Annotated in this window: 19 protein-coding genes and 2 riboswitches; of the genes, 9 read left to right on the top strand and 10 right to left on the bottom strand. The window is 72.8% G+C overall.

What is annotated here, in order from left to right; translation table 11 throughout:
* Window positions 1-4: 4 nt before the first annotated feature.
* The 4 genes from cobBC to FB557_RS01110 are packed head-to-tail and all read left to right on the top strand — an operon-like array spanning window position 5 to window position 5,272.
* Window positions 5-2,506, top strand: a complete 2,502-nt coding sequence (cobBC, locus tag FB557_RS01120) for a bifunctional hydrogenobyrinic acid a,c-diamide synthase/histidinol phosphate aminotransferase CobBC (protein ID WP_246074291.1) — start codon at window positions 5-7, stop codon at window positions 2,504-2,506.
* The gene (gene cobT, locus FB557_RS01115) at window positions 2,503-3,543 is read left to right on the top strand and encodes a nicotinate-nucleotide--dimethylbenzimidazole phosphoribosyltransferase (protein WP_144854864.1); all 1,041 of its coding nucleotides are present in this window, start codon (window positions 2,503-2,505) and stop codon (window positions 3,541-3,543) included. The genes cobBC and cobT overlap by 4 nt, the downstream gene beginning before the upstream one ends.
* Window positions 3,540-4,310, top strand: a complete 771-nt coding sequence (locus tag FB557_RS14265) for an adenosylcobinamide-GDP ribazoletransferase (protein WP_246074289.1) — start codon at window positions 3,540-3,542, stop codon at window positions 4,308-4,310. Before cobT ends, FB557_RS14265 begins: the two co-directional genes overlap by 4 nt.
* Window positions 4,307-5,272, top strand: coding sequence for a cobalamin biosynthesis protein (locus FB557_RS01110; RefSeq protein WP_211356448.1), 966 nt, complete (start codon window positions 4,307-4,309; stop codon window positions 5,270-5,272). Before FB557_RS14265 ends, FB557_RS01110 begins: the two co-directional genes overlap by 4 nt.
* A gap of 39 nt (window positions 5,273-5,311) precedes the next feature.
* Here FB557_RS01110 and FB557_RS01105 read toward each other — a convergent pair whose 3' ends face one another.
* The 9 genes from FB557_RS01105 to cobN form a co-directional block, all read right to left on the bottom strand.
* The gene (locus FB557_RS01105) at window positions 5,312-6,046 is read right to left on the bottom strand and encodes a (2Fe-2S) ferredoxin domain-containing protein (protein WP_144854860.1); all 735 of its coding nucleotides are present in this window, start codon (window positions 6,044-6,046) and stop codon (window positions 5,312-5,314) included.
* Window positions 6,043-6,816: an ABC transporter ATP-binding protein gene (locus FB557_RS01100; RefSeq protein WP_144854858.1), complete on the bottom strand. Its 774-nt coding sequence runs from the start codon at window positions 6,814-6,816 to the stop codon at window positions 6,043-6,045. The genes FB557_RS01105 and FB557_RS01100 overlap by 4 nt, the downstream gene beginning before the upstream one ends.
* Complete coding sequence (locus tag FB557_RS01095) at window positions 6,813-7,892, bottom strand: FecCD family ABC transporter permease (RefSeq protein ID WP_246074287.1); 1,080 nt, start codon at window positions 7,890-7,892, stop codon at window positions 6,813-6,815. The genes FB557_RS01100 and FB557_RS01095 overlap by 4 nt, the downstream gene beginning before the upstream one ends.
* Window positions 7,889-8,905 carry an ABC transporter substrate-binding protein gene (locus FB557_RS01090; protein WP_144854856.1) on the bottom strand — a complete coding sequence of 339 codons (1,017 nt, stop codon included), beginning with the start codon at window positions 8,903-8,905 and terminating at the stop codon, window positions 7,889-7,891. The genes FB557_RS01095 and FB557_RS01090 overlap by 4 nt, the downstream gene beginning before the upstream one ends.
* A 111-nt stretch (window positions 8,906-9,016) precedes the next feature.
* Window positions 9,017-9,226: riboswitch (cobalamin riboswitch) on the bottom strand.
* An 87-nt stretch (window positions 9,227-9,313) separates the two neighbouring features.
* Complete coding sequence (locus FB557_RS01085; RefSeq protein WP_144854854.1) at window positions 9,314-9,871, bottom strand: bifunctional adenosylcobinamide kinase/adenosylcobinamide-phosphate guanylyltransferase; 558 nt, start codon at window positions 9,869-9,871, stop codon at window positions 9,314-9,316.
* On the bottom strand, window positions 9,868-10,602 hold the full coding sequence (locus FB557_RS01080; RefSeq protein ID WP_144854852.1) for a cobalt-precorrin-6A reductase: 735 nt from the start codon (window positions 10,600-10,602) through the stop codon (window positions 9,868-9,870). Before FB557_RS01080 ends, FB557_RS01085 begins: the two co-directional genes overlap by 4 nt.
* Window positions 10,599-12,113: a cobyric acid synthase gene (locus FB557_RS01075; protein WP_144854850.1), complete on the bottom strand. Its 1,515-nt coding sequence runs from the start codon at window positions 12,111-12,113 to the stop codon at window positions 10,599-10,601. The genes FB557_RS01080 and FB557_RS01075 overlap by 4 nt, the downstream gene beginning before the upstream one ends.
* The gene (cobF, locus tag FB557_RS01070; RefSeq protein ID WP_246074285.1) at window positions 12,110-12,865 is read right to left on the bottom strand and encodes a precorrin-6A synthase (deacetylating); all 756 of its coding nucleotides are present in this window, start codon (window positions 12,863-12,865) and stop codon (window positions 12,110-12,112) included. Before cobF ends, FB557_RS01075 begins: the two co-directional genes overlap by 4 nt.
* Window positions 12,866-12,869: 4 nt before the next feature.
* Window positions 12,870-16,478 (bottom strand): cobaltochelatase subunit CobN, encoded by a 3,609-nt coding sequence (gene cobN / locus FB557_RS01065; protein ID WP_144854848.1) that lies wholly within the window; start codon window positions 16,476-16,478, stop codon window positions 12,870-12,872.
* 55 nt (window positions 16,479-16,533) lie between these two features.
* A riboswitch (cobalamin riboswitch) is annotated at window positions 16,534-16,612 on the bottom strand.
* Between the two features lie 39 nt (window positions 16,613-16,651).
* Here cobN and FB557_RS01060 point away from each other — a divergent pair.
* Together FB557_RS01060 and cobA are read left to right on the top strand one after the other, a co-directional pair.
* Window positions 16,652-17,236 (top strand): histidine phosphatase family protein, encoded by a 585-nt coding sequence (locus tag FB557_RS01060; protein ID WP_144854846.1) that lies wholly within the window; start codon window positions 16,652-16,654, stop codon window positions 17,234-17,236.
* A gap of 5 nt (window positions 17,237-17,241) precedes the next feature.
* Entirely contained in the window at window positions 17,242-18,048 is an 807-nt protein-coding gene (cobA, locus tag FB557_RS01055; protein ID WP_211356447.1) for a uroporphyrinogen-III C-methyltransferase, read from the top strand.
* A gap of 67 nt (window positions 18,049-18,115) precedes the next feature.
* Here the strand turns inward: cobA and FB557_RS01050 are convergent, their stop codons facing one another.
* Window positions 18,116-18,760 carry a TetR/AcrR family transcriptional regulator gene (locus FB557_RS01050; protein ID WP_170236138.1) on the bottom strand — a complete coding sequence of 215 codons (645 nt, stop codon included), beginning with the start codon at window positions 18,758-18,760 and terminating at the stop codon, window positions 18,116-18,118.
* 82 nt (window positions 18,761-18,842) lie between these two features.
* Here FB557_RS01050 and FB557_RS01045 point away from each other — a divergent pair, with 82 nt between their 5' ends.
* From FB557_RS01045 to betT, 3 genes are all read left to right on the top strand, one after another.
* Window positions 18,843-20,354, top strand: a complete 1,512-nt coding sequence (locus FB557_RS01045) for an aldehyde dehydrogenase family protein (RefSeq protein WP_144854840.1) — start codon at window positions 18,843-18,845, stop codon at window positions 20,352-20,354.
* A 144-nt stretch (window positions 20,355-20,498) separates the two neighbouring features.
* Complete coding sequence (betA, locus tag FB557_RS01040) at window positions 20,499-22,250, top strand: choline dehydrogenase (protein WP_144854838.1); 1,752 nt, start codon at window positions 20,499-20,501, stop codon at window positions 22,248-22,250.
* Window positions 22,247-24,283: a choline BCCT transporter BetT gene (gene betT, locus FB557_RS01035; protein WP_144854836.1), complete on the top strand. Its 2,037-nt coding sequence runs from the start codon at window positions 22,247-22,249 to the stop codon at window positions 24,281-24,283. Before betA ends, betT begins: the two co-directional genes overlap by 4 nt.
* Window positions 24,284-24,324: the final 41 nt, after the last annotated feature.

Genomic DNA, 24,324 nt, shown 5'->3' with positions numbered 1-24,324 from the left:
GGGCGTGGTGACTCGGCTGCCGCGCGTCGTCGTCGCGGCGCCGTCGACCGGCCAGGGCAAGACGACGATCGCCACCGGGCTCATGGCCGCGCTGAGGCACGGTGGTCGAGAGGTGAGCCCTCACAAGGTCGGCCCCGACTACATCGACCCGGGGTACCACGCGGTGGCTACCGGGCGCCCGGGACGCAACCTCGACCCGCACCTCGTCGGCGAAGACCTCGTCGCGCCCCTGCTCCTGCACGGTGCCCGCGGTGCGGACGTGGCCGTCATCGAAGGGGTCATGGGCCTGCACGACGGGCGACTGGGCACCGGAGGGTCCTCCTCGACCGCGCACGTCGCCCGACTCACCCGCACGCCCGTCATCCTCGTCCTCGACGTGTCGCGCATGTCGCGCACCGCCGCGGCGGTCGCGCTCGGCATGCGTGACTTCGACCCCGGGGTCAACGTGGCCGGGGTGATCCTCAACCGCGCGGGCTCGCCCCGCAACGACGCCGAGATCACAGCGGCGCTCGACGACATCGGGCTGCCGGTGCTCGGGGCGGTGCCGCGAGACGCCGACCTCGAGACCCCGTCGCGCCACCTCGGCCTCGTCACGGCCGCCGAGCGCGATGACGTCGCCGGGCTGGTCGAGCTGCTCGGCGAGCGGGTGGCCGAGCACGTCGACCTCGACGCCGTCCTCGCGCTCGCGGCAGACGCACCGGACCTTGACGTAGAGCCGTGGGACCCCCAGACCGTGGTCACCGCTCCCGCCGGCGCGGGCGCCGCGGGCGAGCGGCCCGTCGTCGCGGTCGCCGGGGGGCGGGCGTTCACCTTCCGCTACCCAGAAGTCGACGAGCTGCTCACCGCGGCCGGGTGCGCGGTCACCCCCTTCGACCCCCTTCGTGATCGGGCCCTCCCACCGGGGACCCGGGCGATCTATCTCGGCGGCGGGTTCCCCGAGGTGCACGCCGACGAGCTGGCCGAGAACACCGAGCTGCTCGCCGACCTGCGCGCCGCCGTTGCTGCAGGGGTGCCCACGGTCGCGGAGTGCGCGGGTCTGCTCTACCTCGCGCGCACCCTCGACGACCATCCGATGGCCGGCGCACTGCCGGTCACCGCCGCGATGGCCACCCGCCTCACCCTGCGCTACCCCGAGGCGTTCGCCCCCACCGACACCCTGCTCACCCGGGCGGGTGAGCGGGTCACCGGCCACGAGTTCCACCGCACCGCCACGGACCCGGTCCACGGGTCGGTCCCCGCGTGGCAGATCGACGACGCGCCGACCGGATTCGGTGGACCCAGCCTGCATGCCTCCTACCTCCACGTGCACTGGGCGGGGCACCCGCGGCTCGCCCAGCGGCTCGCCGATGCGGCGCACGCCGCGCCCGCAGCCTCCATCGCGAGCCGTGCGGTGGCAGCCGAAAGTCGTGCGGTGGACGCAGAGGGGGCTGCCGGCACGGTCGGCCCCGACGACACGCCCACCGACCCGGTCGTGCGCCCCCTCGATCATCACGGTGACGCCGAGGTCGGTCCTGGACTCCTCGACCTCGCGGTCAACGTCTATCCCGGGCCGCGACCGACGTGGCTCGACGCCGCCCTCGCCGGCTCGCTCGAGCAGGTCGAGCGCTACCCGGACGCGAGGGCCGCGCGCACCGCCGTCGCTCGCCGCCACGGACGTGACGCGGACGAGGTGCTCCTCTGCGCAGGGGCGGCAGAGGCCTTCACCCTGCTCGCCCGCCTGCGCCCGTGGCGCCACCCCGTCGTCGTGCACCCGCAGTTCACCGAGCCGCACGCCGCGCTGCTCCAGGCCGGGCACAGCGTGCACACCGTGCTCTGCCGACCCGAGGACAATTTCGCGCTCGACCCGGCCGAGGTGCCCGAGCAGGCCGACCTCGTCGTCATCGGCAACCCGACCAACCCGACCGGCGTGCTGCACCCCCGCGAGGCGATCGCCGCCCTGATCCGCACCGGGCGGGTCGTCGTCGTCGACGAGGCCTTCATGGACGTCGTGCCGGGCGAGACCGAGAGCCTCGCCGAGGAGCCAGGGGGCGCCCTTGTCGTCGTCCGCAGCCTCACCAAGCACTGGTCCATCCCCGGCGTGCGAGCCGGCTACCTCCTCGCCGCACCCTCGCTCGTCGCCGAGCTCGGCGCACTCCAGCCGTCGTGGCCGGTCTCGACACCTGCGCTCGCGGCCATCGAGGCCTGCAGCGATGACCGCGCGGTCGCGGAGGGTCGGCGCCGGGCCGATCAGCTCGCCGGGTGGCGCGACGAGCTGATCCACGCACTGTCCGCACGAGGCATACGAGTCCTGCCATCCGACGCTTCCTTCGTCCTCGCCGAGGTCGGCGCAGGGCGGCACGCCGCCCTGCGCGATGTCGGCGTCGCGGTCCGCCGGGCCGACACCTTCCCCGGGCTGAACGACCGCTGGGTCCGGATAGCGGTCCGGTCCCCCGACGTCACGCGGCAGCTGCTCGCCGCGCTCGACACGCTCGACCATCTATCCCCTCAGGACGGAGACACCCGATGAGCCGCATGTCTGCCCCCTCTCGCGCCGCCCGGGAGCACGCCGAGAGGCGCCTGGGGGCACTCGCTACCCCACCCGGCGCGCTGGGCCGCCTCGGCGGCCTGGCGGTGCAGGTCGCCGCCTGCCAGGGCCAGGTCCCCCCTCGGCCCCTCGAGGACGTGCGGCTGACGATCTTCGCGGGTGACCACGGGGTCGCCGAGCACGGGGTGTCTGCCTTCCCCCCAGCGATCACGGGGGCGATGGTGCGCACCTTCCTCGCCGGGTCGGCCGGGGTGAGCGCGCTCGCCGCCGCGCACGACGTGCGGGTGCGCGTACTCGACCTCGGGGTGGACGACGACTTCGCCGACCTCGACGAGACGACCCGGTCCGAGCTCACCCGCCACAAGGTGCGCCGCTCGAGCGGAGCCATCCACCTCGAGGACGCGCTGACCCCCGACGAGCTAGAGCGAGCCCTCGAGGCCGGTGCGGAGGTGGCCCGCGACGCGATCGCGGACGGCGCCCAGCTGCTGCTCAGCGGTGACATGGGCATCGGCAACACCACCCCGGCGGCGGCGATGATCTCGGCCGTCCTCGACCTGCGGGCAGGCGAGGTCGTCGGCCGGGGCACCGGCATCGACGAGCCCACCCTCCGGCACAAGACCGATCTTGTCGACCAGGCCCTCGACCGGTGCGGGCCACGTCGGGGCGACCCGCGCGAGGTGCTCGCCGCGCTCGGCTCGGCCGATCTCGCGGCCGCCACCGCCTACCTCCTCCAGGCCGCCCGGTCCGGAGTCCCGGTCGTGCTCGACGGGCTCATGAGCGTGGCCTGCGCGCTCGTGGCCGAGCGGATCGACCCTGGGGCGAGGGACTGGTTCATCGCCGGGCACCGCTCTCCCGAGCCCGGCCAGTCGCTCGCCCTCGAGGCCCTCGGGCTCGACCCGCTGCTCGATCTCGGGATGCGCCTGGGTGAGGGCTCCGGTGCCGTCACCGCAGTCCCGGTGCTGCGCAGCGCTGTCGCGGTGCTGCGCGAGGTCGCCCTGCTCGAGGAGCTGGGCGTGTGATCGTCCGCGACGGCTGGCGCCTCGCGGTGGGCACGCTCACCGTCGTGCCGATGCCGCCGCCGTCGACGGTGGACCGGCAACGCACCGGCGTGGCGATGCTTGTCTCGCCCGTTGCCGTGCTCCCCCTCGGCCTCGCGGTGACGCTGGTCGTCGCCGGTGGCCAGCTCGTGGGGCTCAGCACCGGGGTGACCGGCCTGCTCGCGGTCACCGCCCTCGCGCTCGGCACCCGGTGCCTGCACATCGACGGGCTCTCCGACGTGGCAGACGGTCTCACCGCCTCGTACGACCGCGAGCGCAGCCTCGCCGTCATGCACACGAGTACCTCCGGCCCCGCGGGGGTCGCCGCGACCCTGCTCGTCCTCGGGACCCAGGCCGCCGCCTTCGCCTCGATCGCGGGCTCGTCGCACCCCTACCGCTCGGCGGTCGTCGCCGGCGTCGCCGTCTGCCTCTCCCGGACCGCTCTGCTGCTCTGCTGCTCCCGCGGGGTCCCGGCCGCCGAGGTCGAAGGCATCGGGCGTATCTACACCGAGAGCGTGGCCCGATGGGCAGCCGTAGCCGGATCGCTGCTCGCGGCCCTCGTGCTCACCGCCCTCGCTGCGTGGGCCGGGTGGCCGTGGTGGCGTGGTGCGCTCGCGATGCTCGTCGGTCTGGCCGTGGTCGTCGTGCTGCTGCGACGGGTCGTGCGCCGACTCGGTGGGGTGAACGGCGATGTCTTCGGCGCGAGCATCGAGGCCTGTCTCGCCGCAGTCCTCGTCGGCCTCGCGTGAGCGCCCGGGCTGCCGGGCTCCTCGCCGGGTACCTCGCCGACCGGCTGCTCGGCGACCCTCGGCGCGGTCACCCGGTCGCGGGCCTCGGCCGGCTGGCCGCAGCCCTCGAAGGGAGGGTCTACGCGGACTCCCGGGCCCGCGGCGCGGTCTACACCGGGCTGATCGTCGGCGGGTCCGCGGCGGTGGGCGTCGCCGCCGAGCGGGCCTGCCGTGGACGACCCATCGCGAAGGGGGTCGCGACCGCCGCGGTGACCTGGGTGGTCCTCGGCGGCCGCAGCCTCGAGCGGGAGGCACTGGCGGCGCAGAAGGCACTCGCCCGCGCTGAGCACGGCGAAGCGCCCGAGCTCGAGGACGCCCGCCGCCAGGTCGGCCGGATCGTCGGCCGTGACACCGGGGCGCTCCACACTGACGGCATCGCCCGCGCCACCGTCGAGACCCTTGCCGAGAACACCTCGGACGCCGTCGTCGCGCCTCTCGTCTGGGGCGCCCTGGCCGGCGTGCCCGGCCTGCTCGCCTACCGCGCCGCGAACACCCTCGACGCGATGGTTGGCTACCGCTCGGAGCGCTACGCCCGCTTCGGCTGGGCCAGCGCCCGGCTCGACGACCTGCTCAACCTGCCCGGCGCCCGACTCACCGGCCTCCTCGTCATGGCCGCCGCGCCGCCCCGCGCCCCGGCTGCGTGGGCGACCTGGCGGGCAGATGCCAGGAGCCATCCGAGCCCGAACGCCGGGATCCCCGAAGCCACCGTCGCCGGCACACTGGGGGTCCGTCTCGGCGGCACGAACCACTACCCCGGTGGCGTCGTCGAGCACCGCGCCGTCCTGGGGTCCGGGCGCCCCCCGACGGCCGACGACATCACCGCCGCCGTCCGGATCACGCGCCGGGTCGGGCTCGTCGCAGCCCTTGTCTGCGCCAGCCTGGCGGAGGTCGTCGCGCGGGCCGGCACCGTCCCCGACCACTGACGACCCGGACGTCTCTATGGCCCCGGCGGCGATCGCGACTCAGCGCGGGAGCCGGTGCTCCGCGACCGGGACGCCGTCGACGAGATGCTCGGCGACGACGCGCCCCGCAGCGGCCGGATCCACCCGCCCGTACCAGACGTCGTCGGGCTGGACCGAGACCAGCGGTGCATGGTTGCACGGGAACTGGCACCCGGTGACGGTGACGAGGACGTCGTCGTCACCCAGACCCCGCTCGGCCAGCGCGGCCACGATCGCGCGCTGGGTCTGCGCTCCCCCAGCCGCGGCACACCGTGGACCGCGACAGACGAAGACCTGATGGCGGTGGCTCGGCACCCGCTCCCACGCCACCGATGTCAGCCCCGCCTCCCGACCGGTGAGCGGACGTGCAGAGGCGACCCGCTCGTCGATCCCGATCTCGTCGGCGAGGTCGACGGCGTGACGCTCGGCTACCGCCACGAGGACCGGGTCGCCGGACCAGGTCCGTGTCCAGTGCGCGACCACCCGACGCAGCCAGGACACCCCGGGCGCTGATCCCGCGAGGTCGACCCCGACGAGCCGGACCTCGCTGGCGCCGCCGTCTACCGCCCGCGCGAGCGCCGCGCCGAGCGAGGGGTCCCCGTGCTGAAGGTAGGCGACCTCGGCGCCGCGACGTCGCGCCGCTGCGGCGAGGTCACGGCGCGACGCGATCTCGGCGACCGACATACCGACGAGGACCTCCACAGACCGACCGCCGGTGACCCCGTCGCCCGGGCTCACCCCTTCGCCCGTGGTCATGCCGTCACCGGACCGTCCCACCGGATCACCGGGTGCTCCCGCCGCGGGTGCGGCTCGACGGTCACCTCGACGTCGTAGACCTCGCGGACGAGATCGGCCGTGAGGACCTCCTCGACCGGCCCCAGACCGCGGACCCGGCCGGCGCGCAGCACGACGACGTCGTCGCAGAAGGCCGCGGCGAGGTTGAGGTCGTGCAACGAGACGAGCGTCGTCAGGCCCAGCTCGCGTACCCGCTCGAGGAAGGTCAGCTGGTGGGCGAGGTCGAGATGGTTCGTCGGCTCGTCGAGGAGGAGCACCGACGGCTCCTGGGCCAGGGCGCGGGCGAGGTGAACCCGCTGACGCTCACCGCCCGACAGGCTCGTCCACAGGCGGTCGGTGAGTTGGGTCGCGTCGACGGTCGCGAGCGCGGCGCTGATGACCGCGCCGCCTTCCCGGTCCGCCGGGGCCAGCAGCGAGCGGTGCGGGATGCGCCCGGTCGCGACGACCTCACGGGCGGTGAGCGGCAGGGTCGTGCTCGCCTCCTGCTCGAGCAGGGCCAGCGTCCGCGCGCGCCGACGACCCCTCATCGCGTGCAGGTCCTCCCCGTCGAGACGGACCTGGCCGCTCGTCGGGCGGCGCACACCGCCGACCACGGACAGCAGGGTGGTCTTGCCGCACCCGTTCGGTCCGAGGACCCCGGTGACCCGGCCAGGCCGGGGTGCCAGGCTCACCGCGTCCAGCAGGACGGCGTCGCCGATCCGGACCCCGACCTCGTCGATCTCGAGCCTCATCCGGCGACCCCCTGCCCGGAGCCGCGGCGGAGCAGCCAGGCGAAGAAGGGGGCGCCCACGAGCGCGGTGATCACGCCGACGGGCACCTCTGACCCCTCGACGACCGAGCGCGCGACCGTGTCCGCCCAGACCATGAGGATCGCCCCGATCAACGCCGAGGCGGGCAGGAGCAGGCGGTGGCGGGGTCCGACGAGCAGCCGGGCGACATGGGGCACCACGAGCCCGACGAAGCCGATCGCGCCGACCTGAGCGACGACACCGGCCGTGACCAGCGCCGTCGCGACCATGAGGGCCCAGCGCATCGCGCTCACCGGGACGCCCAGCGAGCGAGCCGCGGACTCACCGAAGGCGAAGGCGTCGAGGGCGTCGGCCACCGCGACAAAGGCGACCACGGAGAGCAGCGCCACGACGACGAGAACCGCCGCCGAGGTCCACCGGATCCCGGCGAAGGACCCGAGCGTCCAGCTGAGCACCCGGCGAGCGGCGTCGCCGTCGCCGGCGAGAACGACGAGCGAGGAGTAGGCCGACGACACGTACGCGACGACCACCCCGGCGAGCACCACCCGGACCGGGCTCAGCTCGCCGGAGCGACCGGCCGCGAGGGCGAGGACGGCGATGAGCGCTGCGAGCGCCCCGGCGAAACCGGCCACGGTGAGTGCCGCGGCCCCGGCCAGCCCGCCCACCCCGACACCGAGGACGATGACGCTCACCGCCCCGGCCTGGGCTCCGCTGGCGATGCCCAGGAGGTAGGGGTCAGCGAGATCGTTGCGGGTGAGCGACTGCAGCACCGCTCCGCAGCCGGCGAGCGCGGTCCCCGCGGCGGCGGCCCCGAGGACGCGCGGCATCCGCAGGTCCCAGACGATCCGGTCCGCGAGGACCTCAGCCGGGACGTCGGCGCCCATCCGCTGCAGCACGACGTCGACGACGGCGTGTGGGGCGACGGGGACCGACCCGACCCCGAGCGCGAGCACCGCGCTGACGAGCAGCGTGACGCAGCCGACCAGGGCGAGGACGAGCAGCACCCGTGGGCGCTCACGCCACCGCCGCTGCGTCAGGGACGTCCCGGCAGTGCTCACCGCCGCAGCTGCTCGACCTGGTCGGCGACCGAGGCCACGCCGTCGGCGAGCCGCACGCCTGCGGTCGTCTCGGAGAAGGGCACGGTGATGAAGGCACTGTCCTGGACCGCATTGAGCTTCGTCAAAGCCGGGTCGGACTCCAGGTGCGCGCGCTTGTCCTTCGCGGAGTCCCACGCCGCGTCGGCGAGGACGATGACGTCCGGGTCGGCCTCGACGACCTGCTCCCAGCTGCCCTCACCCCAACCCCCCTCGAGGTCGGCGAAGATGTTCGTCGCCCCGATCGCATCCATGACGACCTGCGGCGAACCCCCGCCCGCACCGACGTTCGGCGTCTTCGTGCCGCCGTCGTACCAGAGGACGGTCTTGCCCTTCGCGACGTCCTTGACCTCTTCCAGGACTGCCTGCTGGTCGGTGCGGATCTGCTCGGCGCGGTCCTCGACGCCGAAGGCCTCCGCGACCTCGTCGACCTCGTCCCAGACCGCGTCGAAGGAGGGATCGGGGCGCTGTGCCTTGTCGTCGCAGCCGAAGGGGGAGAGGTAGGAGGCGACCGAGTCGGCGTCCAGCTCGGCCTGGGTGCCGGCCACCTTGTCCTCGAAGGCGCTGCCGTACGACGCGTAGACGAAGTCGGGGTCGGTCGCGAGGATCTTCTCGTGGCTGGGGTACTCCTTGGCGAGCACGGGTACGCTCTCGTAGGCGGTCTTCCACCGCGGGGCGACGGCATCGTCGAGGTAGGCGGTGCCGGCCATCGAGTCCTCGAGTCCGAGGGCGAGCATGACCTCGGTCGCCCCCTGGTTGAGGGTGATCGCCTTCGTCGGGGCCTGCTTCACCGTCGAGGTGTGCCCGCAGCTCTCGACCTCGACCGGGTACTCGGCGGCGCTAGAGCTGGCGGCGCCGCTGGTGCTGCTCGAGGCGTCTCCTGAGTCGGGAGGCCCGGCGCAGCCGGCGAGAGCCACCCCGGCGGTGGCGGTGAGGATGAGCGCGGCGCGGCGCGCACGGGGCTGGATGGTCGACATGTCTCTCCTTCGCGAGATCGGTCGGTGACGCGATCCGAGGAGGTGGGCATGCCCGAGCATCAGCTGCCTGGCGTCGGCCCTCCCACGAGGCCTCGGACCACCAGACCCCGGGCGGGGTCCGGTGCGCTGGCAGGTCTTCGGACTCGCGGGCACGCCAGGTCGGCACCTACTGGTCGTCGCTTCCCGGGGCTGTCCCAGTGCTCGTTGACGACGGTCGTTCCCACTCACCGCTGCGGGGCAGTGCCGGTCTCGCACCGGCTTCCCTCTTGCCTCGACCTCGCGCCCAGGGCGCTCGCTCGAACCAGCAACGAGGCGAGCATACCGAGGCCTCACTCGGACGCCGCGGCCGTCCTCCGGAGGGACGAAGGGGGAGTACTGACGGGCCGAGCGAAGGGGGTTCGCGACCTGTCAGAGGATGAGGACGCGGCCGGCGACGACGAGGTGGACCTCGTCGCACTCGCCCGCGATGACCTGGTTGACCTCGCCCAGGAGGTCGCGGAAGAGCCGCCCGGAGCGGTGCTCGGGGACCACTCCGAGGCCCACCTCGTTCGTCACGAGGACGAGGTCGACGTCTCTGTCGGCGCTGTCAGCCGGCTGCCGAGGACGCTCGGCGAGCACCTGCACCGCCGCAGCCAGCTGGCGGCGGACCGCGCCGCGGACGACCTCGGACGGCGCGTCCCAGAGTCCGGCGCTGTCGAGGTGCCCGGTGAGCCAGGTGCCGAGGCAGTCGAGGAGGACCGGTCCCGGGGTACCGAGAGCACCGGGCAGGTCCCGGCTCTCAAGGGTGGTCCAGGTGTCCGGTCGACGCCTCTGATGGGCGAGGATCCGCGCCGCCCAGTCCGGGTCCGAGTCCTCCTGCGTCGTCGGCCCCGGTGCCACGTAGGTCACCGCGCCCGCGCCGTCGAGCAGGCGCTCCGCGTGCGCGGACTTGCCCGAGCGGACGCCGCCGGTGACGAGGACCCTCATGACTGCGGCTCGATCCGGTGCTGCACCCAGGCCAGGGCGTCGGTGACCGAGTCGACCACGGGGACAGCTGCGGTCGGCGCCGGCCGGGCGATGACGACGACGGGCACCCCGAGATCCTCGGCCGCGGCCATCTTCGGCCAGGTGTAGGTCCCGCCGGAGTTCTTCGTCACGAGCAGATCGGTGCCGTGCTCGCGCATCAGCTCGAGCTCACTGTCGAGGGTGTACGGGCCGCGGCTGAGCACGACCCGCCAGGTGGGCGGCAGGGTCAGGTCCGGGTCGTCGACGACCCGGGCGAGGACGGACGACCTCTCGAGCGCGGGCAGATAGCGCGCGAGCTCCTGCCGGCCAACGGTGAGCAGCGGCGCCGCCGCCCGGGAGGCCCGCGCGGCGGCCGCCTCATGGGTGGGCACGACCTCCCACCCCGGCCGAACGGCCCAGCCGGGCCGCTCGAGACGCAGGAGGGGCACCCCTTCGCTCTGGCAGGCGGCCTCGGCGTTCGCGCTCATGCCTCGGGCGAAGGGGTGAGTGGCGTCGACGACGAGGTCGTGGTCGGCGAGGGCCGACCGCAGCCCGTCGACCCCTCCGAAGCCACCGATCCGGACCGGACCGGCCGGCAGGCGGGGGCGGGCGACCCGGCCGGCGAGCGAGCTGAGGACCGGGATGTCGCGCTCGACGAGGAGCGCGGCGAGCTCGCGCGCCTCGCTGGTGCCCCCGAGGAGCAGGACACTCATGACGCCCCCGCCGGGACGAGGCAGGAGCGCAGGGTCGGGAGGTCGCGCGGCGGACCGCCACGGGCGAGGTCGAGCAGTGCGTCGACGTCGAGGTGGGTCTCGACGAGGTCGCCGGCCCGGTCAAGGCGCGCGTCCCGGGCCGCGGTGAAGGACACAGCCGACGGTGGCAGGTCGAGCGTCGTCGCGAGGAAGGCCCGGCGGAAGGCGTCTCCCTCGAGGCTGCCGTGCCACATCGTGCCGTAGACCGCGCCCTGGCGTGCTCCGCCGAGGAAGTCCTCGCCACCTCCGAGCGTGATCCGCCCGTGGTGGATCTCGTAGCCGGACGCCGGGGCGCCGAGCGCCTCACCGGCGGGCAGGCGCAGGGTCTTCTCGGCGACGAAGTCGGTGCGCACGTCGAGCAGTCCCAGCCCGGTGACGGCGGCACCGGGCCTGCCCTCCACCCCGTCCGGGTCGGCGATCTCGCGGCCGAGCATCTGGAACCCGCCGCAGATCCCGAGCAGGGGGCGCCCGCGCCGGGCGTGGGCGACGATCGCGGTGTCGAGACCGCGACGGCGCAGCCAGGCAAGGTCGGCGATCGTGGCGCGGGTGCCGGGGAGGACGACGAGGTCTGCGTCGTCGATATCTCGCGGGTCGCCGGTGAAGGTCACGTCCAGGTCGGGCTCGAGCCCGAGCGCGTCGACGTCGGTGACATTGCTGATGCGGGGCAGGCGGATCACGACGACCCGGCGGGCGTCGACCCCTTCGACACGACGGGCGGCGATGTCGAGCGCGTCCTCGGAGTCCAGCCACAGGCTCTCGTCGTGCGGGACCACCCCGTAGACCGGGCGGCCGGTGACCCGCTCGAGGGTGCGCAGGCCTGGGGCGAGGAGGCCGGGATCGCCGCGGAACTTGTTCACGACGTAGCCGCTCACGAGTCGCTGGTCCTCAGGGTCAAGCAGCGCAAGGGTGCCGTGCATCGCGGCGAAGACTCCCCCACGGTCGATGTCACCGACGACGACGACGGGCAGCCCGGCGTGCTGGGCCAGCCCGAGGTTGACGTAGTCGCCGTCGCGCAGGTTGATCTCGGTCGGCGAGCCGGCCCCCTCGGCGACGACGACGTCGTGCCGGCTTGCAAGGTCATCGAAGGCGGCGTGCGCCGCCCGGGCGAGGTGGGCCCGGCCGCTCGTCCAGTCGGCCGAGCTGACCGAGCCGGCCGGCCGGCCCATGACGACGACGTGGCTCGTCCGGTCGCTGCCGGGCTTGAGGAGCACGGGGTTCATCGCCGGCTCGGGCTCGACCCCCGCCGCGAGCGCCTGCACCCATTGGGCACGCCCGATCTCTGCGGGCTGCCCGTCCGGGCCGAGGCAGACCATGGAGTTGTTCGACATGTTCTGCGCCTTGTAGGGGGCGACGTCGATCCCCCGCCTGGCCAGGGCGCGGCACAGGCCGGTCGTGATGACGCTCTTGCCCGCGTCCGAGGTCGTACCGGCGACGAGCAGACCTTCGGCGCCCCGCGACGGATCGGCACTCATGAGGTCCCCCCCGGGGCCCGGAGCAGGCAGGTGTCCATCACCCATCCGGCGCTCTGGCGCGCCCGCTCGCGGGCCTTCGCGATCGCGTCGGTCACCTCGCCGACGGGCCCGTGGACGAGCTGCTCGTGGGCGGTACCGAGATTGGCCCCCCACCAGATCGACCAGTCCTCCAGCCCGGTGAGATCGAGCCTCGCACTGAGCATGACGCAGAGGTTGCGCTGACCGGCCGCGATGTCGGCGTGCATCGCCCGGGCAGTCGTGACGTGCAGCGGCTGCCCTATCTCGTGCAGGACGATCGCGTGCCGGGCGGCGAGCAGCTGGGGCGCGCTGATGCCCGGAACGACCTCGAGGCGAAGGGGGACGGACTCGGCCACCTGCCGCACGATCCGGATCGTCGAGTCGTAGAGAGCCGGGTCGCCCCACACGAGGAAGGCGGGCGAGCCACCCCGCTCGCGCAGGACGTCGGCGTAGGCACGCACCCTGGCGGCGTGCCAGTCCTGCACGGCACGCTCGTACGCGGCGTGCGTGGGGTGCTCGCTGCGGTCCCGCTCGGGGTCGGCGACCGGGACGATCTCCAGGCCGTGCGCGTGGGCGATCTCGTGGCGGACGGCGAGCAGTGGGTCGTCCGCCGACTTCTGCGCGGCGACGACGTAGTCGCTGCGACGCAGGGCGGCGACGGCCTCTGGGGTGAGCTGGTCCGGGCCCATCCCGAAGCCGACGACCCGGACCGTCAGCGGCTCAACTGGGTGCACCGGATCACACCTCGACCCCGTCCTCGATCTCGCCCTCGACCTCGAGGTAGACCTGCTGCATCTCCGAGAGCAGGTCGGGGTCGGGCTCGGCCCACAGGCCGCGGTCGACGGCCTCGTGGAGTCGCTCGACCATGCCGCGCAGCGCCCACGGGTTCGACTGGCGCAGGAAGTCCTGGTTGGTCTCGTCGAGGACGTACTCGCGGGCGAGCCGGTCGTACATCCAGTCCTGGACCACCCCGGCGGTCGCGTCGAAGCCGAAGAGGTAGTCGACGGTCGCGGCAAGCTCGAAGGCTCCCTTGTAGCCGTGGCGCTGCATGGCCGCGATCCATCGGGGGTTGACCACCCGAGCGCGGAAGACGCGAGCGGTCTCCTCGCCGAGGGTGCGGGTGCGGATCGCGTCCGGCGAGGTCGAGTCACCGACGTACGCCTTCGGCTCGGCCCCGGTGAGGGCGCGCACGGTTGCGACCATCCCGCCGTGGTACTGGTAGTAGTCGTCGGAGTCGGCGATGTCGTGCTCGGCCGAGTCGATGTTCTTCGCCGCGACCTTGATCCGGCGGTAGTTCGTGCGCATGTCCTCGGCCGCGGGCGCCCCGTCGAGATCGCGCCCGTAGGCGAAGCCACCCCAGGCGGTGTACACCTGGGCGAGATCGTCGTCGCTGCGCCACGAACCCGACTCGATGACCTGGAGGATGCCCGCGCCGTACGAGCCAGGCTTCGAGCCGAAGATCCGGGTCCGGGCCCGCCGCTCGTCACCGTGACCGGCGAGGTCGGCGACATAGCTGGCCCGGACGTAGTTCTGCTCCGCTGGCTCGTCGAGCTCGGCGACCATCGCCACGGCATCGTCGAGCATCGCGACGACGTGGGGGAAGGCGTCGCGGAAGAAGCCGGAGATCCGCACGGTGACGTCGACCCTGGGCCGGCCGAGCTCCTCGAGCGGGACGACCGCCAGACGGGTGACCCGCCGCGACTCGGCATCCCACTCCGGGCGCACGCCGAGCAGGCAGAGCACCTCGGCGATGTCGTCGCCGGAGGTGCGCATCGCGCTCGTGCCCCACACCGACAGCCCGACCGAGGTCGGGTACTCGCCGGTCTCGTCGAGGTACTTCGCGACGAGCGAGTCGGCCATCCGCTGCCCGGTCTCCCACGCCAGCCGGGACGGGACGGCGCGCGGGTCGACCGTGTAGAAGTTGCGTCCGGTGGGCAGGACGTTGACCAGGCCGCGAAGGGGGGAGCCTGACGGCCCCGCGGGGACGAACCCGCCGTCGAGGGCGTGCAGCACGGCGCTCAGCTCGTCGGTCGTCCCGGCGAGGCGGGGCACGACCTGGGTCGCGGCGAAGGTGAGCACCTCGGCGACCTCGCGACCGACCTCGAGGCCGCCCACGGCGGCCGGGTCCCAGCCGGCTTCCTCCATCGTCTCGACGAGGCGACGGGCCACCCCTTCGACCTCGTCCACCCGGTGCAGCGGGGCGTCCTCGGTCAGCCCGAGCGCGCTGCGCAGCCCGGGGACGGCATGGCCGACCCCACCCCAGACCTGCGCCGCGCGCAGGACCGACAGCACGAGGTTGACCCGTGCCTCGCCGGTCGGGGCGGTGCCGAGGATGTGCAGGCCGTCGCGGATCTGGGCGTCCTTGATCTCGCACAGCCAGCCGTCGACGTGCAGGAGGAAGTCGTCGAAGTCCTCGTCCTCGGGCCGCTCCTCCAGGCCAAGGTCGCGGTGCATCTCCGCTGAGCGCATCAGCTGCCAGATCTCACCGCGGATCGCGGGCAGCTTCGCCGGGTCCATCGCGGCGATGTTCGCGTGCTCGTCGAGGAGCTGCTCGAGGCGGGCGATGTCGCCGTAGGCCTCGGCGCGGGCCATCGGCGGGACAAGGTGGTCGACGATCGTCGCGTGCGCTCGCCGCTTGGCCTGCGCACCCTCACCGGGGTCGTTGACGAGGAAGGGGTAGATGAGCGGCAGGTCACCGATGCACGCGTCCGGGCCGCAGGAGGCGGAGAGCGCGGCGTTTTTGCCCGGCAGCCACTCCATCGAGCCGTGCTTGCCGAGGTGGACCACCGCATCCGCGCCGAAGCCGTGCGCGAGCCAGCGGTAGGCGGCGATGTAGTGGTGGCTCGGGGCGAGGTCGGGGTCGTGGTAGATCGCGACCGGGTTCTCCCCGAAGCCGCGGGGTGGCTGGATGAGGATGACGACGTTGCCCGCCCGCATGGTCGCGAGGACCAGCTCGCCGGCGTCGTTGACGAAGAGGGATCCGGGCGCCTCTCCCCACGCCTCGGTCATCGCCTCGCGGAGGTCGGCCGGCAGGTCGGCGGTCCAGCGGCGGTACTCCTCCGGGGTGATCCTCACGTGGGCCTCGGTGAGCTGGGCGCTGGTGAGCCACTCCTCGTCCTGGCCGCCGGCCCGGATGAGCTCGTGGATCAGCGCGTCGCCGGCGGCGGTGTCGTCCTCGCCGTCGAGGAGGGCGGTCACCTCGTTGTCGCCGCCGAGGTCGTACCCCTCGTCACGCAGCCGGCGCAGCAGGTGGATCGCCGAGACCGGGGTGTCGAGACCGACGGCGTTGCCGATCCGGGCGTGCTTCGTCGGATAGGCGGAGAGGACGAGCGCGAGACGCTTCTCGGCGTTCGGGATCCGACGGAGCCGGGCGTGCCGCACGGCGATGCCGGCGACGCGGGCGGCGCGCTCGGGGTCGGCGACGTACTGCGGCAGACCCTGGTCGTCGATCTCCTTGAACGAGAAGGGCGCGGTGATGATCCGCCCGTCGAACTCGGGGATGGCGATCTGGTTCGCCGAGTCGAGCGGGCTCACCCCGTCGTCCGAGGCCTCCCACTCGGCGCGGCTGCTCGTGAGGCACAGCCCCTGGATGACCGGGATGTCCAGCGCCGCCATCCGCTCGACGTCCCAGGCCTCGTCGTCACCCCCGGCGGAGGCACCGGCAGGCACCGACCCACCGGCCGCGAGGACGGTGACGACGAGGGCGTCGAGCTGGCCGAGCGCCTCGTAGAGGTCGTCGGGGGCAGAGCGCAGCGAGCCGGCGTAGATCGGGACGGCGACGGCCTGCCCGGTCGCGTCGACCGCGTCGGCCAGGGCGTGGGCGAAGGCGGTGTTTCCGCTGGCCTGGTGGGCGCGGTAGTAGAGGATGCCGACCCGCGGCAGGTCCTGCCGGGCCGGGTCGTCCGTCGCCGCGTCGGGCCGCTCGAGGTAGCCCCACGCCGGGATGCTCACCGGGGCCTCGAAGCCCTCGCCGGTCAGCAGGACCGTGTCGGAGAGGAAGGCGTGCAGCTGGGCGAGGTTGACCGGTCCCCCTTCGGCCAGGTAGCGGTGCGCCTGCGTGGCGACCCCGATCGGGACCGAGGAGAGCTCCATCAGCTCGGCGCTCGGCTCCTGCTCCCCGCCGAGGACGACGACCGGCATCCCGGTCGCCGCGATCCGGCGGAACCCGTCGCAGAGGTCGCTCGGCCCGCCGAGCACCCGGCCGACGACGAGGTCGCACCCTTCGATGGTGTCGGCCATCGACTGGTGGGCCGGGCGGGCCGGGTTGGCCCAGACGTACTCGGCCCCGCTGGAGCGGGCCGAGAGCAGGTCGGTGTCCGAGGTCGAGAGCAGCGCGATCCGAGTCATCGGGGGTCCTCCTCCGGGGTTCTCGCCCCGGTAGCCGGTCGGGAGCGCGGGCGCGCAGTGTCTGGCTCTCCCGACGGGTCGACCGCGCTGGGATGACAGTGGCGGAACCGCCCCGGACTCGCACCGGGTTCCTGCCACGCTCGCGCTCGGCAGCCTACGGGACAATCGCAGCCATGCCCCGACGCCTTTACCTCGTGCGGCACGGGGAGTCGACCTGGAACCTCGCCCGACGCAGCCAGGGCCAGACCCCCCACCCGCCACTCACGCCGACTGGGGTCGAGCAGGCCCGCCGCGCGGCCGAGCTGCTCGCCGACGACCTGGCCGGTTGGGCGGGGCAGACCCGGATCGTCACGAGCGACCTCGCTCGGGCACGGCAGACGGCGGCGGTCCTCGCTGACGGGCTCGGCGTGGCGCCGGTCGTGGACGAGCGGCTTCGGGAGCAGTCGCTCGGACGGCTCGAAGGGGTGGACTACGAGGAGGCGTGGGCAGCGACGGCCGACCTCGACTGGTCGGATCCGGACGTCGCGGTCGGCGGAGGCGAGTCCTTCGCCGAGGTGGCGACCCGGATGGGGGAGGTCCTCTCCGATCAGCCGGCGGGGGTGGCGAACGTCCTCGTCTCGCACGGCGACGCGATCCGCGCCGGCCTGGCCGAGCTGCGCGGGGTCACCCACCTGGGCCCGGAGGGTGCCGGCTGGGTCGAGGTGGCCTCGGGCGCCGTGGCCCGGGTAGATGACGGCCTGACCTGGCTGGGACGATGACCGCCATGCCGAGCCCCAGCCTCACCCTCGACCCGGACCCCTTCGAAGGGGTGACCCTCGTCGGCGGCGGCCCGGGCGACCCGGAGCTCATCACCGTCGCCGGGCTGCGCTCCCTGCTCGCCGCCGACGTCGTCGTGACCGACCGGCTCGCGCCGACCGACCTCCTCGCCTCGCTCTCGCCGCGGGTCGAGGTCATCGACGTCGCGAAGATCCCCCGGGGCCGCTCCACCTCGCAGGAGCAGATCAACGCCCTCCTCGTCGAGCACGCGCGGGCCGGCCGACGGGTCGTGCGACTCAAGGGGGGTGACAACTTCGTCTTCGGCCGGGGGCTGGAGGAGATGGAGGCGCTCGTCGCGGCGGGGGTGCCGGTGCGGGTCGTCCCCGGGTTGTCGTCCGCGCTCGCGGTGCCCGCGCTGGCCGGGATCTCGGTGACTCATCGCGGGTTGGTCCAGGACGTCACGGTGATCTCGGGCCACGTGCCGCCGGGGCACTCGGGCGGTCTCGTGCGGTGGGAGGCTGTCGCCGCGCTCCGCGGCACGCTCGTGCTGCTCATGGCGGTCGAGAACGCCGGCGCCATCGCCGCCGCCCTGTGCGCTCACGGGCGCGACCCGAGGACACCGGTCGCCGTGATCGAGGACGGCTCGTTGCCCACACAGCGCGTCGTCCAGGGCAGCTTGGAGGGGCTCGGCGCGCTCGTCGCCGAGGAGCGGGTCCGTCCGCCGGCGATCATCGTCATCGGGGAGACGGTGGACGTCAGTGTCGCTGGCCGGACGACACAAGTCGGTCGTCAGTCCTCAGGCCGCCCCGTCTGACGGGCCCCGGTGCGGCAGCGGCTGGGACACGTGTCGTCCCGCCCGCGATCGCGCGACCAGGCTCGGCTCAGCGAGACTCCCTGGCCCGCGCGGTGACCCCTCCACGAGGCCGGCGGGCGAGCGCAGACTCGACGAGCGCGAGCGCGGTGGCCTCGGCGTCGTCGATCGCCTCCTCGTACGGCTCACGCAGCATCTGGGCGAGCAGGCCGTTGTAGACCACGACGAGCTGGGAGGTCAGGGTGGCCGACGCCTTGGGTCCGAGCCCGAGACCAGCCACGAGCTCGGCATGCCGCGAGCGCAGCAGCTCGGTCTCGGCGTCGAGCACCTGCTGCAGCTCGGGGGTGCGCTGGGGCACTGCGGCCCGGGTCCCGCTGAAGGCGCACCACTTCTCCTGCAGGTGCTCCTGCTGGTACCTGCGCATCGCCGGGTAGACCGAGAGCACGCGGCGCACCGGGTGGCTCGTCGCGTCGATCTCGTCCTGCCAGACCGTCGACCAGATCTCCAGCCGGCGCTGGAGGGCAGCGGTGATCAGCCCGGTCTTGCTGCCGAAGTGCTTGTACAGGCTCGGCGGGGAGGCGCCGGCGGCCCGGAGAATCGCGTCGACCGGGGTGCCGATGGCGCCGGTGACGAAGAGGTGCTGATCAACGGCGTCGAGCAGGCGATCGCGCACCGCCGGCTGCGGGGTGCCATCGCTGCGAGTTCGCGGAGGCATGACATCAACCATAACGTGCGTTATGGTTGCAGGGCGACGCTTAGATAATGAACGTTATATATATCTCGATCCAAGGAGCCTGATGACCAGCCCGGAGAGCCTGTACATCGACGGCCGGTGGCGTCCCGCCACCAGCGGCGAGACCCGCGAGATCACCTGCCCTGCCGACCGGCAGGTCGTCGTCACCGTGAGCGAAGGGGGCGCCCAGGACGTCCGAGACGCGATCGCCGCCGCACGTCAGGCCTTCGACCACGGTCCGTGGCTGAGCACCCCCACCCCCGAGCGGGCGGCCGTGCTCAGCACGGTCGCCGACCTGCTCGAGGCCGAGATCGACGAGGTCTCCCGCCTGGAGTCGCAGGACACGGGCAAGCGCTTCGCCGAGTCCCAGATCGACATGACCGACATCATCGGCGTCTTCCGGCACTTCGCCGCGCTCGTCCAGGGCGAGGCCGGCCGGGTCGTCGACACCGGCATGCCGGAGGTCTCCTCCCGCGTCGTCCACGAGCCGGTCGGGGTGTGCTCGCTCATCACACCGTGGAACTTCCCGCTGCTGCAGACCGCGTGGAAGGTCGCGCCGGCCCTCGCCGCGGGCAACACCTTCGTCCTCAAGCCCAGCGAGATCACCCCGCAGACCTCGATCTGGCTCATGGGGGCCCTTGAGCGCGCCGGCCTGCCCGCGGGCGTGGCCAACCTCGTGCTCGGGACCGGCGCCGAGGTCGGCTCGATCATGACCGAGCACCCCGACGTCGACCTCGTCTCCTTCACCGGCGGGCTGGCCACCGGCAAGGTCATCATGGCCGCGGCCGCCGACACCGTGAAGCGCGTGGCCCTCGAGCTCGGCGGGAAGAACCCCAACGTGATCTTCGCCGACGCCGACATGCCGGCCGCGATCGACAACGCCCTCACCGCGATCTTCCTCGACTCCGGTCAGGTGTGCTCCGCCGGGGCCCGCCTCGTCGTCGAGGAGTCGATCCACGACGAGGTCGTCGACGAGCTGGTCCGCCGCGCCGACCAGATCAGGATGGGCGCTCCCTTCGCCGACGACGTCGACACCGGGCCCCTCATCAGCGACGAGCACCGCGACAAGGTGCACTCCTACGTCCAGACCGCGATCTCCGAGGGCGCCGAGCTGCGCTGTGGCGGCGAGATCCCCGGTGGGGACCTGGCCCAGGGCAGCTACTACCCGCCGACGATCCTCGACCGGTGTACCGCCGAGATGAGCGCGGTGCAGGAGGAGTCCTTCGGGCCGGTGCTCACCGTCGAGACCTTCAGCGGCGATACCCGCGAGGAGGCCGAGGACGCCGCCGTCGCGATCGCCAACCACACGGTCTACGGACTCGCCGGCGCGGTGTGGACCCAGGACGCCGGGCGGGCCGAGCGGGTCGCGCGCCGCCTGCGGCACGGGACGATCTGGATCAACGACTACCACCCCTACGTCCCCCAGGCCGAGTGGGGCGGGATGAAGCGCTCCGGCATCGGCCGCGAGCTCGGCGTCGCCGGGCTGCACGAGTACGTCGAGACCAAGCACATCTGGCACAACACCCGCCCCGCCCCGGCGGACTGGTTCCCCGGCCGCCCCGGCGCGGCGAGCTGACTCCCCCCTTCGCCCCCCGGTCTCGCCCCCTACCACGCAGTAGTGGCTGTGATCACGACCAGTACTGCGTGGTAGCGCGGGACTTCTGGGGCGAGACCAGACGACACCACGCCACGCGAAGCGACGAGAAGAGAGAAGACACCCATGCGCAGCAGATACGACTACGTCATCGTCGGTGGTGGATCCGCCGGATCGGCCCTGGCCAACCGGCTCTCCGCCGATGAGTCCACCACCGTCCTCGTCCTCGAGGCGGGCCGGTCCGACTTCATCATCGACCCGCTGATCCACATGCCGGCGGCGCTGATGTTCCCCTCCGGCAACCCGCTCTACGACTGGGCCTACGAGACCGACCCCGAGCCGCACATGGGTGGCCGGCGTGTCCCCCACGCCCGCGGCAAGGTCCTCGGCGGCTCCTCCTCGATCAACGGCATGATCTTCCAGCGCGGCAACGCCGGTGACTACGACAAATGGGCCACCTTCGACGGCATGGAGCACTGGGACTACGCCCACTGCCTGCCGTACTTCAAGCGGATGGAGACCACCACCGCCGGCGCGGACGCCTGGCGCGGCGGCGCCGGCCCGCTCAAGCTCGAGCGCGGCCCGGCCTCCAGCCCCCTCTTCCAGGCCTTCTTCGAGGCGACCCGTCAGGCCGGCTACGCCCCCACCGACGACGTCAACGGCTACCGCCAGGAGGGCTTCGCCCCCTTCGACCGCAACGTCTACCAGGGCAGCCGGATGTCGGCCTCGCGCGCCTACCTCCGCCCGATCCGGAACCGAAAGAACCTCGACATCTCGACCCTGTCCTACGCGACCGGGCTGCGCTGGGAGGGCACCCGGGTCACCGGCGTCGACTACCAGCGCCTCGGCCGTCCCCGTAGCGTCGAGGCCGGCGAGGTCATCCTCTGCGGCGGCGCCTTCAACACCCCGCAGCTGCTCGAGCTCTCCGGCGTCGGCGACCCCGAGGTGCTGCGCGCCGCCGGGGTCACCCCGCGCGTCGAGCTGCCGGGTGTCGGCGAGAACCTCCAGGACCACCTCGAGGTCTACCTCCAGCACACCAGCCTGCAGCCCGTGTCGATCTCGCCGTGGCTGAAGAAGTGGAAGGCGCCCTACATCGGCGCGCAGTGGCTCTTCGCCAACTCCGGCGTGGGGGCGAGCAACCACTTCGAGGGTGGCGGCTTCATCCGCACCAACGACGACGTCGCCTACCCGAACCTCATGTTCCACTTCCTGCCGATCGCGGTCCGTTACGACGGCACCGCCCCGGAGGGCAAGCACGGCTACCAGGTGCACATCGGCCCGATGAACTCCGACGTGCGCGGCCACCTGCACATCAAGGACGCCGACCCCTCGACCCGGCCGTCGATCCTCTTCAACTACCTCTCCACCGAGAACGACCGGCGGGAGTGGGTCGAGGTGATCCGCGCGGCGCGGCACATCCTCTCCCAGGACGCCTTCGCGCCCTTCGACGGCGGCGAGGTCAGCCCCGGGCCGGGCGTCGAGACCGACCAGGAGATCATCGACTGGGTCGCCGAGGACGCCGAGACCGCGCTGCACCCGAGCTGCTCGGCCAAGATGGGCACCGACGCGATGTCGGTCGTCGACCCGTCCTCGATGCGGGTCCACGGCACGCAGGGTCTGCGGGTCGTCGACGCCTCGGTCTTCCCGACGATCACCAACGGCAACATCTACGCGCCCGTGATGATGGTCGCGGAGAAGGCGGCCGACCTCATCGCCGGCAACACCCCCCTTCGCCCCGCCGACGTCCCGGTCTACAAGGCCGGCGCCGGGATGCCGATCTACCCGCCGGGCGACCCGCGCAACGACGCCTGGAACACCCCTGACTCCGTCCCGTCCGCGCTGACCGCCATGTCCACCGACGACGAGGAGACTCGATGAGTACCGCCACCGACACGACCAATCCGCCAGGCCACGACCCGGGCGAAGGGGGGTCAGCCGGCCCCCGCCTGAAGCCCACCGTGGTGGTCGCGTCCTTCGTCTTCACCGCGGTCGTCGCGCTCTGGGCGCTCATCGCGCCCGAGCGCTCCGCCGAGATCCTCGGCGGCTGGGTCGGGCACATCTCTGACTGGTTCGGCTGGTTCTACATCACCCTGGCCACCGCGATCCTCTTCTTCGTCCTCTACGTCGGCTTCCGCTACTCGAAGGTGCGCCTCGGTGACGCCGACGACCGGCCGGAGTTCTCCACCTTCGCCTGGGCGTCGATGCTCTTCGCCGCCGGGATCGGCACCGACGTGATGTTCTTCGCTGTCGCCGAGCCGGCCAGCCAGTACCTCTACCCGCCGCAGGGTGAGGGCGCCACCTTCGACGCGGCGCGCGAGTCGACGGTGTGGACCCTCTTCCACTACGGCATCACCGGGTGGGGGATGTACGCCCTGATGGGCATCGCGCTGGGCTACTTCGCCTACCGCAAGGGGCTGCCGCTGGCGGTGCGCTCGACCCTGTACCCGATCCTCGGCAAGCGGATCAAGGGCGTCGCCGGCGACGCGGTCGACATCGCCACGGTGCTCGGCACGATCTTCGGTGTCGCGACCAGCCTCGGCATCGGCGTGGTGATGCTCAACGTCGGGCTCGACATCCTCTTCGGTGTGCCGCAAGGCATCCCGGCCCAGATCGGCCTTGTCGTCCTCGCCGTCATCGTCGCGACGATCTCGGCGACGACCGGGGTCGACAAGGGCATCCGGATCCTCTCCCAGCTCAACGTCCTGCTCGCGATCGGGCTGGCCGCGTGGGTGCTCCTCACCCGCGACACAACCTTCCTGCTGCGCTCGGCGGTGATGAACGTCGGCGACTTCGTCTCGATGTTCCCCGGCATGACGCTGGACACCATGGCCTATGACTACGACGCCGAGTGGATGGGCGGCTGGACGCTCTTCTTCTGGGCGTGGTGGATCGCCTGGGCGTGCTTCGTCGGGATGTTCCTCGCCCGGATCTCCCGCGGCCGCACGATCGGTCAGTTCGTCGTCGGCACGATGACGATCCCCTTCAGCTACATCGTCATGTGGGTGACGATCTTCGGCAACGCCGCGGTGAAGAAGATCAGCGACGGCGACGAAGCCTTCGGCGAGGCCGCGGTGAACACCCCCGAGGCGGGCTTCTTCAGCCTGCTGCAGGACACCCCGGGCGCGCTCGTGCTCGTGGCGCTCGCGACCTTCGTCGGGCTGCTCTTCTACGTCACCTCCGCTGACTCCGGAGCGCTGGTCATGGCCAACCTGTCCAGCGAGCTGCCGGACGTCACCACCGACGCCAAGCCGTGGCTGCGCATCGTCTGGGCGGTCGCGACCGGTGTGCTGACGATCGCGATGCTGCTCGTCGGTGGCATCCCGGCGCTGCAGAACGCGACGATCATCATGGGTCTGCCCTTCGCCTTCGTCATGGTCCTCGTGATGTGGGGGCTGCACAAGGCGCTCGAGGAGGAGCGGGTGATGGCCGACGCCTTCGAGTCCTCGATCACCTCCTCGCTCGTGGGCCGCTCCAAGGCGCCCGGGTCGTGGCGTCGCCGGCTGAGCGAGTCCTTCGGCTCGGTCTCGGTCCGCCAGGCCGAGGCGCACCTGGACTCGGTGGTCCTGCCGGCGCTGCACGCGGTGCGTGACGAGCTCACCGAGCGGGGCGCGACCGCGCTGGTCGAGGAAGGCACCGGCCACGGGCGCGTCGGACGCACCGCGGTGCTCGTCGTCGAGGGTGAGTCCACGACCTTCCGCTACCCGGTGCAGGTGCATCGCCACCTGGCGCCGAGCTACGGCACGCGGATGATCGAGGGCGACGACATGACGACCTCGCTCGAGGTCGCCCTGCCCACGGGCGGCACCTACGGCGTGCTCGACTACGACCACGACGAGGTCTGTCACGACGTGCTCGACCACTACCAGCGGTGGGCGACCAGCTCGGTGGTCGCCGCCGAGACGATCGGCTGACGCCGACCACAGGCGAAGGGGGCGGAGCCAGGGCGACCGGG

The organism is Marihabitans asiaticum, assembly GCF_007828725.1.
Classification (GTDB): domain Bacteria; phylum Actinomycetota; class Actinomycetes; order Actinomycetales; family Dermatophilaceae; genus Marihabitans; species Marihabitans asiaticum.
Note: the sequence above shows the minus strand (reverse complement) of the source record. Positions and strands in the feature narration are given on the sequence as shown.